Annotated in this window: 17 protein-coding genes; 9 read left to right on the top strand and 8 right to left on the bottom strand. The window is 39.6% G+C overall.

The window, feature by feature from the left end; translation table 11 throughout:
- Positions 1-6 precede the first annotated feature (6 nt).
- Positions 7-2,862, top strand: coding sequence for an outer membrane beta-barrel protein (locus J4N24_RS13560; protein WP_207534238.1), 2,856 nt, complete (start codon positions 7-9; stop codon positions 2,860-2,862).
- Here J4N24_RS13560 and queG read toward each other — a convergent pair.
- Complete coding sequence (queG, locus tag J4N24_RS13555) at positions 2,859-3,821, bottom strand: tRNA epoxyqueuosine(34) reductase QueG (protein ID WP_207534237.1); 963 nt, start codon at positions 3,819-3,821, stop codon at positions 2,859-2,861. The genes J4N24_RS13560 and queG overlap by 4 nt on opposite strands.
- 125 nt (positions 3,822-3,946) lie before the next feature.
- Between queG and J4N24_RS13550 the strand changes: the two genes are divergently transcribed.
- Entirely contained in the window at positions 3,947-4,621 is a 675-nt protein-coding gene (locus tag J4N24_RS13550; RefSeq protein WP_207534236.1) for a lipid-binding SYLF domain-containing protein, read from the top strand.
- Between the two features lie 40 nt (positions 4,622-4,661).
- Here the strand turns inward: J4N24_RS13550 and J4N24_RS13545 are convergent, their stop codons facing one another.
- Complete coding sequence (locus J4N24_RS13545) at positions 4,662-5,423, bottom strand: SGNH/GDSL hydrolase family protein (RefSeq protein ID WP_207534235.1); 762 nt, start codon at positions 5,421-5,423, stop codon at positions 4,662-4,664.
- 269 nt (positions 5,424-5,692) lie between these two features.
- Between J4N24_RS13545 and J4N24_RS13540 the strand changes: the two genes are divergently transcribed.
- The 3 genes from J4N24_RS13540 (at position 5,693) to J4N24_RS13530 (ending at position 7,995) form a co-directional block, all read left to right on the top strand.
- Entirely contained in the window at positions 5,693-6,592 is a 900-nt protein-coding gene (locus tag J4N24_RS13540; protein ID WP_207534234.1) for a LysR substrate-binding domain-containing protein, read from the top strand.
- A gap of 73 nt (positions 6,593-6,665) precedes the next feature.
- Positions 6,666-7,676, top strand: coding sequence for an NAD(P)/FAD-dependent oxidoreductase (locus tag J4N24_RS13535; RefSeq protein WP_207534233.1), 1,011 nt, complete (start codon positions 6,666-6,668; stop codon positions 7,674-7,676).
- 1 nt (position 7,677) lies between these two features.
- Positions 7,678-7,995 (top strand): 2Fe-2S iron-sulfur cluster-binding protein, encoded by a 318-nt coding sequence (locus J4N24_RS13530; protein ID WP_207534232.1) that lies wholly within the window; start codon positions 7,678-7,680, stop codon positions 7,993-7,995.
- On the opposite strand, the gene J4N24_RS13525 is transcribed toward J4N24_RS13530, so the two are convergent.
- Positions 7,973-9,172, bottom strand: coding sequence for an acyltransferase family protein (locus J4N24_RS13525; protein WP_207534231.1), 1,200 nt, complete (start codon positions 9,170-9,172; stop codon positions 7,973-7,975). The two genes, J4N24_RS13530 and J4N24_RS13525, sit on opposite strands and share 23 nt — an antisense overlap.
- Positions 9,173-9,470: 298 nt before the next feature.
- On the opposite strand from J4N24_RS13525, the gene J4N24_RS13520 reads away from it, so the two are divergent.
- Entirely contained in the window at positions 9,471-9,698 is a 228-nt protein-coding gene (locus J4N24_RS13520) for a hypothetical protein (protein WP_207534230.1), read from the top strand.
- Positions 9,699-9,783: 85 nt separating this feature from the next.
- Here the strand turns inward: J4N24_RS13520 and J4N24_RS13515 are convergent, their stop codons facing one another.
- Positions 9,784-10,179 carry a LiaF transmembrane domain-containing protein gene (locus tag J4N24_RS13515; RefSeq protein WP_207534229.1) on the bottom strand — a complete coding sequence of 132 codons (396 nt, stop codon included), beginning with the start codon at positions 10,177-10,179 and terminating at the stop codon, positions 9,784-9,786.
- Positions 10,180-10,331: 152 nt separating this feature from the next.
- Here J4N24_RS13515 and argS point away from each other — a divergent pair, with 152 nt between their 5' ends.
- Entirely contained in the window at positions 10,332-12,098 is a 1,767-nt protein-coding gene (argS, locus tag J4N24_RS13510) for an arginine--tRNA ligase (RefSeq protein WP_207534228.1), read from the top strand.
- Positions 12,099-12,166: 68 nt separating this feature from the next.
- Here argS and J4N24_RS13505 read toward each other — a convergent pair whose 3' ends face one another.
- Positions 12,167-13,687: a malate:quinone oxidoreductase gene (locus tag J4N24_RS13505; RefSeq protein ID WP_207534227.1), complete on the bottom strand. Its 1,521-nt coding sequence runs from the start codon at positions 13,685-13,687 to the stop codon at positions 12,167-12,169.
- A gap of 281 nt (positions 13,688-13,968) precedes the next feature.
- On the opposite strand from J4N24_RS13505, the gene J4N24_RS13500 reads away from it, so the two are divergent.
- Both J4N24_RS13500 and J4N24_RS13495 read left to right on the top strand, forming a co-directional pair.
- The gene (locus J4N24_RS13500) at positions 13,969-14,556 is read left to right on the top strand and encodes a DUF4202 domain-containing protein (RefSeq protein ID WP_207534226.1); all 588 of its coding nucleotides are present in this window, start codon (positions 13,969-13,971) and stop codon (positions 14,554-14,556) included.
- Positions 14,557-14,814: 258 nt separating this feature from the next.
- Positions 14,815-15,015 carry a hypothetical protein gene (locus tag J4N24_RS13495; protein ID WP_207534225.1) on the top strand — a complete coding sequence of 67 codons (201 nt, stop codon included), beginning with the start codon at positions 14,815-14,817 and terminating at the stop codon, positions 15,013-15,015.
- A gap of 51 nt (positions 15,016-15,066) precedes the next feature.
- On the opposite strand, the gene J4N24_RS13490 is transcribed toward J4N24_RS13495, so the two are convergent.
- The 3 genes from J4N24_RS13490 to J4N24_RS13480 form a co-directional block, all read right to left on the bottom strand.
- On the bottom strand, positions 15,067-15,936 hold the full coding sequence (locus J4N24_RS13490; RefSeq protein ID WP_207534224.1) for a YsnF/AvaK domain-containing protein: 870 nt from the start codon (positions 15,934-15,936) through the stop codon (positions 15,067-15,069).
- A gap of 23 nt (positions 15,937-15,959) precedes the next feature.
- Positions 15,960-16,430 carry a YsnF/AvaK domain-containing protein gene (locus J4N24_RS13485; protein WP_207534223.1) on the bottom strand — a complete coding sequence of 157 codons (471 nt, stop codon included), beginning with the start codon at positions 16,428-16,430 and terminating at the stop codon, positions 15,960-15,962.
- 506 nt (positions 16,431-16,936) lie between these two features.
- Positions 16,937-17,074, bottom strand: coding sequence for a hypothetical protein (locus J4N24_RS13480; protein WP_207534222.1), 138 nt, complete (start codon positions 17,072-17,074; stop codon positions 16,937-16,939).
- Positions 17,075-17,131 lie beyond the last annotated feature (57 nt).

The raw sequence follows: 17,131 nt of genomic DNA, 5'->3' as shown, positions 1-17,131 counted from the left end.
TATAAAATGAAAAAGATCTTATCTCTGTGCTGTCTGCTTCTGTTGACATTGGCGCTGAAGGCCCAGCTAAGTCATGAAGTTAGCGGAATTGTAAAAGATAGTACAGATAACACAGTAATTGCTGCTTCAGTTACTTTAACCTCGACGAAAGACACTTTAAAAACAGTAACAAATGGCGATGGTATCTTCATCTTCAAAAATGTTCAGGCAGGACAGTTTGTAATTTCAGTGAAGAGCCTTGGTTTTAGTAATTTTAATAAGCGTTTCCTATATAATGATGCAACTAAACGGCTCATCCTGGATCCGATTATTTTGAAATCTTCATCAAATCTTCTAAAGGAAGTAACGGTGAATGGTACTCCATCTATTACCTACAAAGAAGATACCGTTGAATTCAGGGCAACCGATTATAAAGTAAGGGAAAATGCAACAGTGGATGAGCTTTTGAAGAAAATGGAAGGAGTTGAGGTTGGTACTGACGGCTCCGTCACATTCCAGGGACAAGCAGTTACAAAAGCCCGGTTGAATGGAAAGGATTATTCAGGTGGCGATGTGGCAAATGCAATACAGAACCTGCCTGCTGAGATCATCGAAAAAGCGCAGTTTGTGGACGATTATGGGGATCAGGCAGCGAGGACTGGAATTAAAGATGGCGAGCCAAGAAAAGTGCTGAATCTAACTACCAAGGCAAATAGATCAGTGGGTAATATTGCCAGGATAAATGGAGGGCTTGGAAGCAATGAGCGACTGGAAACAGGACTGTGGGGACAACGAATGAGTGGAAATAGGGTGCTTACGGCTAGTACGGGTCTTAGCAATACCGTTATTGGGGTTGCGGGATCTGGTAATGGAGGCTTTTCTGGTGGAGGGAACAACGGTGGCAATCAGGGAAACAATGGTTCTGGAAACAGAGGTAACGGTTCAGGAAACGCTAATAGTGGAAATTTCTCTGGCGGAGTATCGGGAACCAGTGGAACGAATAAAACTGGAAATGCCTCTTTCGGTTACAGGGATAAAATAAACCCGAAAATGGATCTTAATACCGGTCTATCTTTTAGATTAAATAATAATAACTCTACCAGCAATAGCATTACGGAAACATTTATAGATAGTGTTAATACGATTTACACCGAAAGAAATGGAGCAAATGATCGAAATGGTCAATCTGGAAATTTTAATTTCGATTTGGAATACGATATTGATAAATTTAATTATTTGCGTGTTCAGCCTAATATCAGCTATACCTATTCGCTAAATGGCTCCAATACTATTAATTCACAACGTTCATTAAGAAACAGGCAGATAAGTTCAGGGAAAAACTCAACCGATAACACTGCGCCAACTTTTGGAGGAAGTCTTCTTTATCAGCACATCTTTGCGAAAAAAGGCAGGAACTTCTCTGTCAACGTAAACTATTCTAACAATTCTACAGAAATTGAGACCGAACAAAATACAAACCTTCAATTCTACGATCCCCGCACGAATGACGACATTGCTTTCAAAGACTCTCTAATAAGGCGACTCATAATAAGAAATAGTCTTACAAATTCCCTTCGTGCAAGCGCCACCTTTTCGGAAAGTCTAAGTAACAAATCAAGAATGGATTTTAACGCTCAGACTAACAGAAGAGCCTACGATAACAGGGCTTTTACAGATAATACAATCAACGGAACACCCTTTAGAATTGATTCACTTAGTAATATTTTCAACTACTCATTTACAGAAACGCGCTTATCGTTGAACTACCGATTTACAGAAAAAAAATACAACTTCTCGTTAGGTGTTACCGCAATTCCAACCCTTCTGGAGGGTGAGCGGAAAAAAGCTTCGATAGATACAGGTTTAAGAAGAACAAATTTCTTTCTGATCCCTATTGCACGACTGGAGTATCAGTTTTCCCGCCAGCACAGGTTAAGTTTAAACTATACAGGAAATGCGCAGGAACCAACTTTTGATCAGATCCAACCAGTTAGAGATGTATCTAATATAAATAATCCGGTTGTTGGAAATCCAAATCTGAAAGCATCGTTTAATCACAATATCAATTTTGCTTATAATAATTATATTGCGAACTCCAGGTTGAATTATTCACTGAACCTTACAGCCCGCTTCGTTGAAAATTCTGTCGTTGCAAATTCCACTTATTATGGAGATAGCACCAATTTTATTTATGAAACAACTTATACTAACGTAAGCGGAATCAGAGCCTATTCAGGAAACTATAATATCAGTAAATCTTTTGCAGATAGAAAATATAGCTTGAGGTATAACGGAACTATTTCCAACAATCATGGAATTACCTTTAGTCGCGCTGACAAAAGACTCGACCCTGACGCTGTTCCACTCAAAATAACCTCAAATAGCTGGAATTTCAACCAACGCCTCGGCTTGCAGATCAATCCTGCAGAGGCCGTAGAATTTAACCCTAACATCAACTTCGTTTATACTAAAGCAGACTACTCTATTTCTGATCGAAATACCTGGAACCGAAGATGGGCATTTAATGCAGATGGCAGAGTTTATCTTCAAAAGACAACCTATCTAACATTTAGTGCTAGTCAAAATTTTACGAGTGGTTTAAGTGCAGCGCTTACCTCTAATCCTTTGGTTATAAATACCTCTATCCAGAAACAATTTTTTAAACGCAAGAACGGCACCCTGGGTCTTCAGGTATTCGATATCCTGAAAGAGAATAGCTTTACTAATCTTACTGTTACGGCAAATAGTCGTACGCAAACGCAATCAAATGCTCTTAGTCGTTATTTTATGTTGAATTTTCGTTGGGCACCTTCCAAATGGACAGGAACACCAACAAGGAACGGACGGCAAATGATGCGCAGGGGAGATGGAAGCTTTTATTAAGGTAATTCTTCTGTGGATTCAACAGAGACTTCCTGCAAAAAGCTAATATTCCTTTTTAACCCGGAAAACTTAGTCCTTTTAACTGCTGAGTTCTTGAATATCCGGGCAAACACTTCCTCCGTAATTTCTTCCCAATTCCGCTTGTTCATGTCTTTTAACTCGGGATGGGGATTAAATGCTGCCTCATTGTGAAGGGTCGAGAATCGGTTCCATGGACAAACATCCTGACAAATGTCACAGCCAAATATCCAATTGTCCATCTTGCCCTTAAACTCAGAGGGGATTTCCTCCTTCAATTCTATAGTCAGATAAGAGATACACCGGCTACCATTTACGATATAAGGAGAAACAATAGCATCAGTAGGGCAGGCGTCAATACAACGGGTACAGGTGCCACAATGATCTTTAGTTGAAGGCGTATCGTATTCCAGTTCGGTATCAATGATAAGCTCTGCAAGAAAAAAGAAGGAGCCTGCACTTTTATTAAGAAGATTTGAATTTTTTCCTGTCCAGCCAATCCCGCTTTTTTTAGCCCAGGCTTTGTCAAGCACTGGCGCAGAATCAACAAAGGCTCGTCCCCCCACCTGACCTATCTGCTCATGGATTGTATTGAGCAGCTCTTTAAGCTTTTCTTTGATTACAAAATGATAATCTGTGCCGTACGCATATTTAGATATTTTTGGAGCATCGGGATCTTTCTGAAGGGTAGGTGTGAAGTAGTTATAGGCAAGGGAGATTACAGATTTAGCTCCTTCCACTAATTTGGTGGGGTCGAGCCTTTTGTCAAAATGATTCTCCATATAGCCCATTTTGCCATTGTACTGATTCTTAAGCCAGTTTTCAAGCCGCGGAGCTTCCTCTTCAAGAAACTCAGCCTTTGAAATTCCACAAAATAAAAATCCGAGTCTTTTTGCCTCGTTCTTAATGAGTTGACTATATCTCCCGGCCTCCAAGTTCATCTATACAAAGGTAAGGAATTGTATAAGCAGAGCTTTATGGTTTTTGCAGGGATTAAGTAAAAATCAATTTAATGAAAACCTCTCATTTTTTCATTAGTTAAACCTGTACATCAATAGAAATAGCTATGAAAAGACAATTGTTAAAGAGAGTAGGTGCATTTCTATGCGTTCTTGCTCTGGTAGTGCCCGCGAGTGCACAGACTAAACAACAGGAGAAGATTCAGAAATCGACAGAGATCCTGAACGAATTCAAGAACATGAAAGAGTCTATACCGGAAGAACTTTTACAACAAGCCCAAGGAATTGTGATCATTCCAAGTATGATTAATGCAGGCCTTGGAATTGGCGGTAAAAGAGGCAAAGGTGTTGCTATGGTTAAGAATGCAGATGGTAATTGGAGTGATCCTTTGTTTGTTACCCTTACCGGCGGAAGTATAGGCTTTCAGGCTGGAGTACAGGCAGTTGATCTTGTGTTAGTATTCAAAAACAGATCTACGTTAGCCAATATTGGTCAGAGAAAATTTAGTCTTGGAGGCGATGCATCTGTGGCTGCCGGGCCTGTAGGTCGTAACGCAACCGCTAATACTGACACCAAATTGGACGCCGAAGTTTACTCTTACTCACGTAGCAAGGGCTTATTTGCAGGCATAACTTTGAATGGTACGGTCCTCGATGTGGATAAGGAGTATAATACTGCTTTCTATGGAAAAAGTGTTAAAGCTTCATCAGTTTTATCAACGTCTTCATCTACAAGCCAATCATCTGTTAAAGATCTGAAGGAGTCATTAACTTCATTTTAAACAAAGAAGGAAGCCTCAGGCTTCCTTCTTTGTTTCTATATTATCCCTTAATAGTTTCTAACCATGCAGTGGCCATTAATCGTGCACCTGCTATACTAGGATGCACTCCATCTGGGGCCCAGTATTCTCCTGGTGCCAGTTTCAACGCGTTATCGAAGATGCGCTGATAGGGAATGAACGCGGCATTATAGCTGTTGGCTATTTCTTTTGCTGCTTCCTGATATTCTTTAAATGCCGGGAACCAGCTTGCATCTACTGCTGTACCAAGAATCGCAAAGGGTTCTCCTATTATCAACTTTAGATCCGGCAATTTCTGCTTTGTTTTGTCTAATAGCGCCTTATAATCGTTCCTGTAAGTCTCCAGCGTTCCTGAGTATCCATGTTTTTTCATGTGCCAAAAATCATTCACTCCGATAAGGATACTAAGGACTGTAGGTTCTAACTTAAACGTATCCTCTTCCCATCGTTCAGTAAGCTGATAAACTTTATTACCGCTAATACCTCTGTTATATATTTTAAGGTGCTTCTGAGGATTGTCATTCAGAAGGTCTGCAGTAGCAAGGTAAGCGTATCCGTTGCCTAACGCTTTTTGATCGTTCACGTTAAAGTTTTCCCTTGCCCTTCCTGCATCGGTGATAGAATCACCCTGAAATAACACGATCTCGTTTTTTGCTAAAGGTATTTTCTTGTTCTTTGCATCATCTTCTGCAAACGCAGTGAGTATTAGCTGAGGTATACTTAAAGCCATCAAAGTACCCATTGATGCTTTTTGAATAAAACTTCTTCTGCCAGGAACTTTCATATCTATTCAGATTCTACTTGTGGGGGGTAAGATTTATAATTCAAATAGAAGTATTTTAATCCTAATTTAAAAGTTAAAACTTCTAAAATGTCAGTTTTTTTAATTTCAATTGTGTTTGTGACTTAACTTTACATTCATCTTTATTAAACGATTGATAGTGTTATGCTGTATTTAAAAGTTTTGGTGGCCGTGCTGGTGTTCATTCTTCTGATTTTAATCCGCATGCGGAAGGTTAATAAGTTTTAGTTTAGTTTCCCCGGGTCTTTAATATGATTTTTGATTTCCGCCTTAAAGTTTTTCATACGGTAGCAACTAAGCTTAGCTTTACGAAGGCCGCACTGGAACTTTTCATTACCCAACCTGCAGTAACAAAACACATCCGCGAGCTGGAGCAGCAAACTGGCCAAAGGCTTTTCAAGAGAAATGGGAATTCTGTTAGCTTGACAGCTGCAGGAGAGCTTCTTTTGCGGTATGCTGAGAAGGTTTTTGATATTTATTCGGCTTTGGATACCGAGCTGGCACAGCTGAATAATACAATTGGTGGTACTCTCAGAATTGGGGCAAGTACTACGATCGCTCAAGCCGTTCTTCCGAAGCTCCTTGCTTTGTTTAAAAAATCCTACCCGGCCGTTTCTTTTACCTTTACTGAGGCTAATACAGATGCTATTTCTCACAAAATTATTGATGAGAAATTGGATATTGGTCTTGTAGAAGGGAGTTCTCATTTTCCTCAGCTTGCCTACTCCAATTTCATCAAAGATGAAATAGTGCTGGTAGCCAGAAGTGGAAGTCAATTGGCTAAGCTAACTGAAATAGTTCCCCGCCAGCTACTCGACATCCCCCTGATAAAGCGCGAGCAAGGCTCTGGTACACTGGAGGTGATCAACAACGCACTCCTGGCAATTGGCTTGAATCCTAGAGATCTCAATGTAGAAGCAAGGATTGAAAACTCCGCTTCTATTAAAGAATATCTACTGCATTCAGATGCGGCTGCTTTCCTCTCCGTTCAGGCAATCACAAAAGAACTTCGATATAACGAATTAACCATTATAGATGTTAAAGGTCTCGAAATTTCCAGAGATTTTCAATTTGTTCATTCTCAAGGAAATGTGAGTTCGCTTGTTCACCTTTTTAAACGTTTTTGTGCAACTCATTATAACTTAAAGTAATCCTGAATAAGTTTTAATCATTTGTTTCAGGTCCGCATTGTTCCAACATTTGCTTCATCAAAAGCAAATAATTATGGATCATGTTATTACAGACATTTGCATTATAGGCGCAGGACCAGTAGGTCTTTTTGCAGTATTCGAAGCCGGCTTGTTAAAGATGCGCTGCCATCTCATTGATGTTCTTCCACAAGTGGGCGGACAGTTATCCGAAATATATCCTCAGAAACCTATTTATGATATTCCTGGCTATCCTGTTATCAATGCCCAGGAATTGGTGAATAACCTGATGGAGCAGGCTGCTCCTTTTAATCCTGGCTTTACCTTGGGTGAAAGAGTTGACGAGTTGCAAAAGCTACCCGACGGCAGTTTTATAATAAGGACTTCCGACAATACGGTAGTTGAGGCAAAGGCTGTAGTTATTGCCGGGGGATTAGGGTGCTTTGAGCCTAGAAAGCCTGTTATCGAAAAGCTGGAGCTTTTTGAAGGAAGAGGTGTTGCTTACATGATAAAAGATCCTGAGCTTTTCAGAAGTAAAAAAGTTGTTCTTTCAGGAGGTGGCGATTCTGCTTTAGACTGGGCAATATTTCTGGCAGATGTTGCAGAAGAAGTGACGCTTGTCCATCGTGCTGAAACTTTTCGGGGTGCCCCAGACTCAGCTGAAAAAGTGTTTGAACTGGCAAAACTGGGCCGGATAAATCTGATTTTGCAAGCACAGGTAAGTACCCTGGTGGGGGACGAGCGTCTAAGCGGAGTAATTATTACAGATAAGAATAATGAAAAGCTAATTACTGATGCGGACTTCTTTATTCCTTTATTTGGCCTTACTCCTAAATTAGGACCTATTGCAGATTGGAATTTGAACATTGACAAGGCTGCTATCGAAGTGAATACCTTCGACTATTCTACCAATGTTGAAGGGATTTACGCCATAGGAGACATAAATACTTATCCAGGAAAACTTAAATTAATACTTTCGGGATTCCATGAAGCTGCGTTAATGGCGCAAAGTGCTTTTAAGTATGTATATCCTGACCAGAAACTAAGTTTTAAGTACACTACCGTTTACGGTGTCAATGCATTTTGATATGATAAGGATAACAGTTGAAGACCGGGAAGGAGTTGTTCGTAAACTGGATATTCCAGAAGAAATTGATCTGAACCTGATGGAAACACTTAAAACATTTGATTATGACATGCGTGCTACTTGTGGCGGGATGGCATTATGTGCCGATTGCCATTGTAAGGTTATTAATGGCGGTAATGATCTGCCAGAACCTGAAGAAGCTGAATTAATAACATTAGACGCGAGGCCAGATGCCACAGCATCCAGTCGCCTCGCGTGTCAGCTAAAAGTGAACCCTCAAATAGACGGACTACATATTAAACTAATGGGCTATCAGTAGTTTTAGACGGTCGTCGCAGTCGAAATGCCATTCTATTCACCAACAGCTTTGGCTTCCTGTCTTTTTTAACCTTAGAAGTGTTCCTTTTTGCCAGGTAATTGTTGTAAATAAAGTTATTAAGTCTCTTTTCGCCAAACTCATAAAAAAACAAGCTTCCACCCAGCACAAAGAGCAGGCTGAAAAAAATGTATAGGTCCCCATTTCCAACACCCGATAGCTTGAAGATCTTCATTGAGATCGGAATAAGGATGGTAGTGTGTAGAAGGTAACATGAGTAAGACGCGTCACCCAGGCTAACGAACAATTTAGGAGAACTTAGGTGAAAGAGGTTTTCTAATAGAACCACACCGGTAAGGAATAGGGCAGATGGTATTCCCCATATCAAAGCGCGCAAAAGGGCTTTGTTTATATTCTCGGACACCACTGTTGCATCAGCAACGTTTGAAAATCCGGTAAATAGAGTGGTGATCATAAGACCCATGCCTAATACAGTTAGGGTAGTCGCCAGAGCTTGCATTTGCAACCGGTTCCCTGAATTAACGGTCGAAGTGAGTCGACGAAAGATCAGGCCGCTGATAATACCCATTCCAAACTCAAGTAGGAGAGGTGAGAATAAAAATTTAAAAACCGCTGCTTCTGGTTTAAGAAAAAGTCCTAAAACAGGCAGGCACGCAAGTAGTATCAAAAGATTTCTATAAATATTCTTATTTGCATATATAAGCAGCCCTGCAATCATAAGATAGAAGTACATTTCAAGAGAAAGTGACCAGCCTACAGGGATGATTGGAAATACAAACTCGGAGGTGTCAAATACCGGGAGGAACAGAACGGTCTTTATAATTTTTTCGAAGCTGAAGGAGGAACCTCGTGCTGTTGATACCACATAGGAAAAAATGGATAATAGCCAGTAGATTGGGATGATCCTTAAAGCTCTTTTCAACAAAAAATCTTTCCAGTTCCCGGTATTGACATAGTTTGGGGTAATAACGGTCATGATAAAACCGCTAATCACGAAAAAAAGATCAAGACCGATAGCGCCCCAATTTTCAAGATAAAAAAGATTCTTTTGTTGAGGACTGGCGAATGTGGAGGAATCAACAATATGCACATAAGCAACCAGGATCACCGCGACAGCGCGCAGTAACTGGATGGATTCCACCCTTAAAGATGTCTTCATATAGAGATGATTTACAGTAATTACAGTGTTCTTTGCAAATGGTCCTTAATCATTTGCGCAATTTGTAATATTAATTCAGTTTCCTTAAGGTTAAAATAAAATAACCGTGCCTTTTGTTTGGAAACTATATTTTTTTTGTTCAGAAAATCTCATTATGTAAATTGAGAATTTTCGTTTCGCGTATTTGCACTTCTTTTAATAATTTCTTCATAGGATAATTTCTTCGAGGTTACTTTTTTAGGTGTGTAAAACAAAAAAAGACTTTGATACATTACCACAGTAAAGATAATCTAATTATATGGCTAAAGAGAAGAAAGAAGAACAAAGTGGTATCACTGCGTATTCGGTGAAAACAAAAACTAAAAACGTTCCTATGATTGATCCCGTGATCAATGTGAAATCAGGAAAATATATCGCAATTGGAAAAGATAGCGAAGGCAATAATATGTCGGCCATTCTGAGTAAGGCGAAAGCTGAAGATTTTATTAAGGCTAAAAAGGCTAAACAAGGAGAAGGTTGGACATAAGATGAAATGAATTTTACCTAAATCAGTTTACTAATGGCAGGAGGCCTTTGCCATTTTAATTCTCCTGCCATTGTATCCATACAATTTATTCCTGAGATTCCTTAGTCTGTCTAAATCCTTTGAACTGGTGACAATGTCTGAAGCCGGCTCCTTCATTCCTTTTTAAGATTAAAAATATTCCTGTGCTGGTTACTGCCAAAGGAAACATAAGTTCATGAAATTGGAATCCAGGTATAAGTTTGTCTGTTAAGAATACTGTTCCGATTAAGATAAGCACATAAGCTCCCGGCCTTCTGAATTGATGTTTTATCCCAGCAACAACACCTAATAAAATTAATAACACCGGCCAGCTGGTGAGCCATGAAGGCACACCCAGCCCAAGATTACTACCAAACATAAGTCCGCCGAAAATTACGAACACTAGTCCCATTGCAACTTTTACCCTGGAACGTTTTTCTTTATATGAACTATTAGTTTCCATCTTTTTTTCTCAAACTTAGGCTGTTTTCAAAAAAATTGTTAGAAGATTTAGGTTAGACGATGTGGTTGGTCGGTGAATGGCAGAAAAGATCAGGTAAATGAAGATTCTGATCTTCTACCACCGATTAATATAAAAAGTTAACTTTGTCCTAAATGGATTTTATAGTAAAAGGCACTCTCGAAGCAGTAAAAGCTTTATATAACGCAGATCTTAAAGAATCAGATATTAATCTTCAGGAAACCCGTAAAGAATTTGAAGGCGAGGTAACCGTGGTAACATTCCCGTTGACCAAGCTTTCCAGAAAATCTCCGGAGCAGACAGGAAATGAGATAGGGGAATATCTGGTAAATAATCTGAATGAGGTAGCGGGATTTAATGTCATAAAAGGATTTTTAAATATTTCCGTAACCGACTCCTTTCTGTTGAATGCTTTTACAAATAACATATCACAAGAAGATTTTGGTAAGATCCCATCAGCCGGAAGGAAGGTAATGGTGGAGTATTCTTCTCCAAACACGAATAAACCTTTACACCTTGGCCATATCCGAAATAACCTTTTAGGATACTCTGTATCTGAAATTCTTGCTGCTAATGGTTACGATGTTATCAAGGCTAATTTGGTTAACGACCGGGGCATTCACATTTGTAAATCTATGCTGGCATGGCAGAAATTTGGTCAGGGCGAAACTCCGGAAAGCAGTGGGTTAAAAGGAGATAAGCTGGTAGGGAATTACTATGTCATTTTTGACAAGGAATATAAAAAGCAAATAGATGAGCTAAAGGCCCAGGGGCAAACCGAAGACGAAGCCAAGAAAAATGCTCCCTTGATAAAGGAAGCACAACTTATGCTTCAAAAGTGGGAAGCTGGGGATGATGAAGTTATCTCCTTGTGGAAAACAATGAATTCCTGGGTGTATGCGGGTTTCGAGGTTACTTACAATAAACTGGGCGTTAACTTTGACAAGTATTATTATGAGTCTAACACGTACCTGTTAGGAAAAGACATTATAGATGAAGGACTTGAAAAAGGCGTGTTTTTCAAGAAGGAGGACAACTCAGTCTGGATCGACCTGACAGCAGACGGCCTTGATGAGAAATTAGTATTAAGAGGAGACGGTACTTCTGTTTATATCACTCAAGACCTGGGTACTGCTGAATTGAAGTATAAAGACTTCGGTGTAGATGAATCCATATATGTAGTAGGGAACGAGCAGGATTATCACTTTAAAGTATTGTTCCTTATCCTTGACAAATTAGGAAAATCCTGGGCTAAAGGACTTTATCATTTATCCTATGGTATGGTCGACCTGCCCTCTGGTAAGATGAAATCCAGGGAAGGAACTGTAGTTGATGCGGATGATCTGATACAGGAGATGATCGATACGGCAAAGCAGCGTACCGAAGAGTTAGGAAAGGTGGAAGGTTTTTCAGACGAAGAGAAAGAAAAGCTGTACCGGATGATAGGCTTGGGGGCATTGAAATATTTCTTATTGAAAGTAGAGCCTAAGAAGCGCTTGTTATTTGATCCTAACGAATCAATAGACTTTCAGGGGCATACAGGTCCTTTCATTCAATATACGCACGCTCGTATCTGCTCGGTTTTGAATAAAGCTGGTAGTAAAGGGGCTGCTTCCCCGGCGATTAAATCTTTAACTGCTACTGAGCGGGAATTGATCCTTTCTTTAAGTAAGTATATAGAAACTTTAGAGATTGCTGCAAGGGAACACAGTCCTGCCCAAATCGCTAATTACGTTTACGAACTAGCGAAGCTTTACAATAAATTCTATCACGAAGAGCCAATCTTGAAAGTTGAAGATCTTCAGGTGAAGGACTTCCGGTTAGCGCTTTCCTCGGCTACTGCCTCTGTGATCAGAAAGGCAATGAAATTGTTGGGTATAGAAGTTCCCGAAAAGATGTAATAGGAACAACTGTAATAATAAGGTTCTGAAAACAAAGAAGGGCGCCGATTTGGCGCCCTTCTTTGTTTTTATACTGTAACTTCTTCTTGTTTTGTCAACTTAAGCGTTTCTGCAGTTTTGTTTCTTATTTGATAACAGAGTTCTGCATTTGTGCTTAGGGGGATACCATGTGAGGGAACCATCTGTTTAATTTTTGCTTGCCATTCTGCCGTTTTCATCTTCTCCTTGAAGCAGCGTCCAAGAAGATTGATCATGATAGAAACTGTAGTTGAAGCTCCTGGAGAAGCACCCAAAAGGGCAGCAATCGATCCATCCGCTGCACTTACTACCTCTGTACCAAATTCAAGTACACCGCCTTTCTTTTCGTCTTTTTTGATCACCTGTACACGTTGCCCTGCAATTTCAAGTTCCCAATCTTCCATTCTTGCACTTGGAAAATATTCTTTCAAAGCTTCCAGTCTTTCTTCCGGACTTTGTTTCACTTGATCGATCAGGTATTTAGTCAAAGGTATATTATCGATACCGGCAGCAAGCATAGGCTTAATATTGCTGATCTTTACGGATTTAAATAGATCTAATATCGATCCGTTCTTCAAGAATTTGGTAGTAAAACCAGCATAAGGGCCAAAAAGAAGAGCTTTTTTTCCACCGATCATTCTTGAATCAAGGTGAGGTACTGACATCGGAGGCGACCCTACGGCTGCTTTTCCGTAAACCTTTGCCTCGTGTTTTGCAATAATTTCAGGGTTAGTACACTTTAACCATTGCCCGCTAACAGGGAACCCTCCATATCCTTTTCCTTCAGGAATACCTGATTTAATAAGGAGTGGTAAAGATCCGCCTCCAGCACCGATGAACACAAATTTGGAGGATACTTTCTTCTTGTCACCAGTCTTGAGGTTTTTCATCGTTATCTTCCAGCGACCGCTCCTGTCTTGCTTCAGGCTGTCAACCTCTTCAGCAAAATGTATTTTAACACCAGGCATCTGTTTAAGCTGGCTGAACATGCATCTGGTAAGAGCCCCGAAATTTACGTCCGTTCCTATATCCATCTTTGTTCCCGCCACTTTCTGAGAGGCATCACGGCCCTCCATCACTAATGGCATCCAGTTTAGCAGAGTTTCTTTGTCTTCAGCGTATTCCATGCCTTTGAACAAAGGATTCTGGGTTAGCGCCTGATGTCTTTTTCTAAGGAAATTAACATTATTTTCTCCCCAAACAAAGCTTATGTGAGGGATCGACTTGATAAAAGATTCTGGTTTATCGAGGAATCCTTTTTCTACCAGGTAAGACCAGAATTGTCTTGATTCTTCAAATGACTCGGCAACTTTAACTGCCTTTGAAATATTTACACTGCCGTTTTCCAGTTCCGGAGTATAATTTAGTTCACAAAAAGCTGCGTGTCCTGTTCCTGCGTTATTCCACGCATCTGAACTTTCGGCCGCCGCTACATCCAGCCTTTCGTAAATTTCGATAGTAATATTAGGCTCGAGTTCTTTAAGCATTACACCAAGTGTAGCACTCATGATACCAGCCCCGATCAAAACTACATCAGGGCCTTTTGAAGAATTATCACTTTTTGTTGTCATTATCTTATTTTAGCTCTCGCTGTTAAAGCATTTATTGGGTGAAAAAAAGACAGTAATTGTCTCTTCTTTCTCATTGTTTACTGCAAAATCAAGTCCAAAACGTTTGGCGTTATTACACACATTTCTCTTTATTGTTCTTTTAGTCTTAATTTTTTTAAGAAAAAAAGCCTTTCAATTGGTTTTGGAGGGGAAAAATAAATTGCACAAAGATAAAAAAGTATTTTTATAAGTATTATTGTTATTTATTTAAGTGATTAGATTGTAGAATTATATACATACAGATGATAAAAGATAGACTTGAAATTGCTTTTGAGTTGTTCGACTCCTATAACAAGCAAGATCCTAATAAAGTGACCTGGGATGGAGAAGTTTTTGCTGCAGAATACTTTTATGCAATTAAGCTGTATGAGTGGATTGTAAAACTGGAGCCGGAAGCCTCTGAGGCTTTAAAACTAGCTTCAAGAAGTCAGCATATCGGACGATGGGAAATCCCAAGAGACGCGTATCCAATGAACAAGGCTGGTTACTTGAACTGGCGATCTAATCTGGGGAAGTACCATGCGCAAAAAGCTGGCGAACTAATGGAACAAGCAGGTTACTTTACAGAGGAGATTGAACGCGTTAGGACTATAATAACCAAGCAGCAATTGAAAGCTGACCCAGAGGTTCAAACAATTGAAAATGCCTTATGTCTGGTTTTTCTTGAATATCAATTTGCCGACTTTGTACTAAAACATGACGAGGACAAGCTTATTCGGATTATTCAAAAGACATGGAACAAAATGAGTGACCCTGGAAGGCAGGCTGCTCTCCAGCTTCAGTATTCTGAATTGGGACTCCAGATGATCCAAAAAGCACTGTCAGTCTAGAACTTTTTTACCTACCAACTGATAAACAAGAAGATCGTGCCTTTTTTCAGCCCTTTAAGCTAATAAGCCCGTTCGTTTCAAAAACAGGGATTGCTCAGAAATATAACGTTAAAAGAATTAAATTTTCTCTTTCTTTAAAGAATATCACCTTACAAATATTCCTTCTCTTTGTTTGGTTAATTTGAAAAAATATTGATTTGATAACATTATCTTTTTATCTTGGATATGCCCACAATAGGGGTCTGATGAGAGTTTAGAATGAAAAAGGATTTACGTAACACAAAGCATTATATCGTTTTCAGAATAGGGGCTGATACCGATATTAGTAACGGAAGGGTTGAGTTAGTTGAAAAAACGTTGAGAGTTTTAGAAGCAAAGGAAGATTATGTGGCTTGTCAGGCTCTTTATGATGCTCTGCAGTACCACCGTAGTGGTTGTTTGGAACTCGTGGAAGCTTAGCTTGAAAATAAAACGGCGGAACATGTATTCCGCCGTTCTTGCTTTCGCTGTTTAAATAGTTCTGTCATCGTCCCTGTTGTACGACGAGTCGTTGTACGAGGATGAGTCACGACGGCGACGGATTTCTTCGTCACTTAGATTTTCTACATCAATTTCCGTTTTTCTTACGGTATCTCTGATTGTTTCTTCAGTTTCTTCTACTTCTTTGTTGAGTGAAACTTCTTCAACAACGCGCGCTTCTTTATTTACAACAGGTATTTCTTTGCGTTCTGTTAGCTCGATTGTACCCTCTTTAAATGTATCGAAATCAGCTGAAGTTGCTTCCCGATTAACAGGATTACGTTCTACATTCACTCTTTCAGAGCGTAGACGGATGTGTTCTTCAACAGGTCTTTCAACAATACGGCTATGTAAACGAGCCCCTCCACTTTGTACTTCCCGTTTTCCTACTTCCAGATTCTCTTCGATAACTGGAATAGAACGATTAGTTATATCTGAATCTCTGTCACTTATTCGATTTGTGTCGACGGAGGAGGTGTAATTCTCTGAGCTAGTATAGCCGCTTCTTAACTGTGTAGCTCTTTCGTCTACATCGATTGCTCCGGTGTTATCAAGTATTTCTGCTGCCCTGTCAGCTTCTTCTGCAGTATTCGCGTGTACCGTGATGGTGTAACCACGTTGCGCAACTTCAGAATATTTTTTGGCGTCGTCATCGTCATCTCCAAATAAGTTGCTGAAGAAGCTGCTGATGCTATTGCCGAAGCCTGTGTCATTATCATCATCTCTATCCACACTGGTGTTTGTTTCAGCACGATTAGCAATGTCAACTCTTTCTCTTTCAATTCCGGCCGTGCTTAAACGGCTTACTGCTTCTTGCGCATCCCGGGCGCTGTCGAAGATTCCAATTACTGTTTTTGACATGTTTTTCAAATTTTTGGTAAATGTTAATTTGATTTATTCTGACTCGGTTCAGTTTCTGTACGACTAATTACCACCTCTTCCTTTCTCAAGGTTTCCTGTCGGGTGGTAGAAGTTTTTACTTGTTTTCTCGTAATGTGTACCTCTTCTACAAGTAGAAGTTTTTTCTCTACTACTAAAACTTCTTTTAGAATAGGAATAATTGTTTTATTACCTTCCTGTCTTATTGCAGGAGGAGCTTCTGTTACGTACTGATTGATCTCTATTCTATTTACGTCTACTTCTTCGTTCGTTAGAGGGATGTCAACGCTTTCAGTGTATTCATTTACTTTTTTACTAACACTTACTTTTCCGGTTTCTATAACCTGTTTCTCTATCGTTATCTGCTCTTCAACTACAGGAATCACAATTTTCTCCTTGCTGATAACCTGGATCTCAGATTTTCCTGCATTCAGTTCCTGATCCGGTTCTGAAGAATTTAAGTTAAGTTCTTCCATCTTACTGGCTTTATCAATACGGCCTTCTTATACAATCGCGGGACCAAAATGCCAGAGATGGGGAAATTACTTGAAAATAGGATTCTTTAACCCGTATTTATACATGCGTGTTACAGGTAGTTTAACTCTTTAAAAAGTTCAGGTTAAGTCTAGTGTATTTATAGGGAATTGAGGCTTGTAAAGGTTTTATTTGAAAGGCTTAAAAAATAAAAGTGTACAAATATTGATGCAGTTTCTGTCCCCTTTTCTGTAAACTTTTGAAATCATAGCAGTAGCTAATCATCTTTAGGAAGTATTTGAAAGCGTGTTAAAAGTACATAATTTTTCAAGAAGCCGGCAAGCCAATATCGCCGGCCTCTTGCATTTACAAGGTTTTTCTCCGAGTAATATAATATAAAAATATACTAACAGGAATGCTTCTGAGTTAACTACGAATTAATTCCTGATACTTACTGTCTTTAGTTTAAGCCCCTACCAGCACCGGACTCTGGCCAGGTGAACATCGGTTAATACCGGCCGCATACCGAAGCTGATCCGGCATTGAACCGGCGATGTTCAATACTCAGGTATAACTTGTCTAGTCCTAGTATAGCTTTACACTCGTCCTGGATTAATTTGACATCGTCCTGAATAGGACTTAACATATCCTGATTAAGGATTACATTTTATTTAGCTCGAATATAGCAATTGTTCTTGCTGAA

The organism is Desertivirga arenae, assembly GCF_017355785.1.
GTDB lineage: Bacteria > Bacteroidota > Bacteroidia > Sphingobacteriales > Sphingobacteriaceae > Desertivirga > Desertivirga arenae.
The sequence above is the reverse complement of the archived record's forward strand: the minus strand, read 5'-3'. Positions and strand labels throughout refer to the sequence as shown.

Coding starts and splice junctions, on each gene's coding strand:
- J4N24_RS13560 (WP_207534238.1), top strand. CDS start 7: ATGAAAAAGATCTTATCTCTGTGCTGTCTGCTTCTGTTGACATTGGCG.
- queG (WP_207534237.1), bottom strand. CDS start 3,821: ATGAACTTGGAGGCCGGGAGATATAGTCAACTCATTAAGAACGAGGCA.
- J4N24_RS13550 (WP_207534236.1), top strand. CDS start 3,947: ATGAAAAGACAATTGTTAAAGAGAGTAGGTGCATTTCTATGCGTTCTT.
- J4N24_RS13545 (WP_207534235.1), bottom strand. CDS start 5,423: ATGAAAGTTCCTGGCAGAAGAAGTTTTATTCAAAAAGCATCAATGGGT.
- J4N24_RS13540 (WP_207534234.1), top strand. CDS start 5,693: ATGATTTTTGATTTCCGCCTTAAAGTTTTTCATACGGTAGCAACTAAG.
- J4N24_RS13535 (WP_207534233.1), top strand. CDS start 6,666: ATGGATCATGTTATTACAGACATTTGCATTATAGGCGCAGGACCAGTA.
- J4N24_RS13530 (WP_207534232.1), top strand. CDS start 7,678: ATGATAAGGATAACAGTTGAAGACCGGGAAGGAGTTGTTCGTAAACTG.
- J4N24_RS13525 (WP_207534231.1), bottom strand. CDS start 9,172: ATGAAGACATCTTTAAGGGTGGAATCCATCCAGTTACTGCGCGCTGTC.
- J4N24_RS13520 (WP_207534230.1), top strand. CDS start 9,471: ATGGCTAAAGAGAAGAAAGAAGAACAAAGTGGTATCACTGCGTATTCG.
- J4N24_RS13515 (WP_207534229.1), bottom strand. CDS start 10,179: ATGGAAACTAATAGTTCATATAAAGAAAAACGTTCCAGGGTAAAAGTT.
- argS (WP_207534228.1), top strand. CDS start 10,332: ATGGATTTTATAGTAAAAGGCACTCTCGAAGCAGTAAAAGCTTTATAT.
- J4N24_RS13505 (WP_207534227.1), bottom strand. CDS start 13,687: ATGACAACAAAAAGTGATAATTCTTCAAAAGGCCCTGATGTAGTTTTG.
- J4N24_RS13500 (WP_207534226.1), top strand. CDS start 13,969: ATGATAAAAGATAGACTTGAAATTGCTTTTGAGTTGTTCGACTCCTAT.
- J4N24_RS13495 (WP_207534225.1), top strand. CDS start 14,815: ATGAAAAAGGATTTACGTAACACAAAGCATTATATCGTTTTCAGAATA.
- J4N24_RS13490 (WP_207534224.1), bottom strand. CDS start 15,936: ATGTCAAAAACAGTAATTGGAATCTTCGACAGCGCCCGGGATGCGCAA.
- J4N24_RS13485 (WP_207534223.1), bottom strand. CDS start 16,430: ATGGAAGAACTTAACTTAAATTCTTCAGAACCGGATCAGGAACTGAAT.
- J4N24_RS13480 (WP_207534222.1), bottom strand. CDS start 17,074: ATGTTAAGTCCTATTCAGGACGATGTCAAATTAATCCAGGACGAGTGT.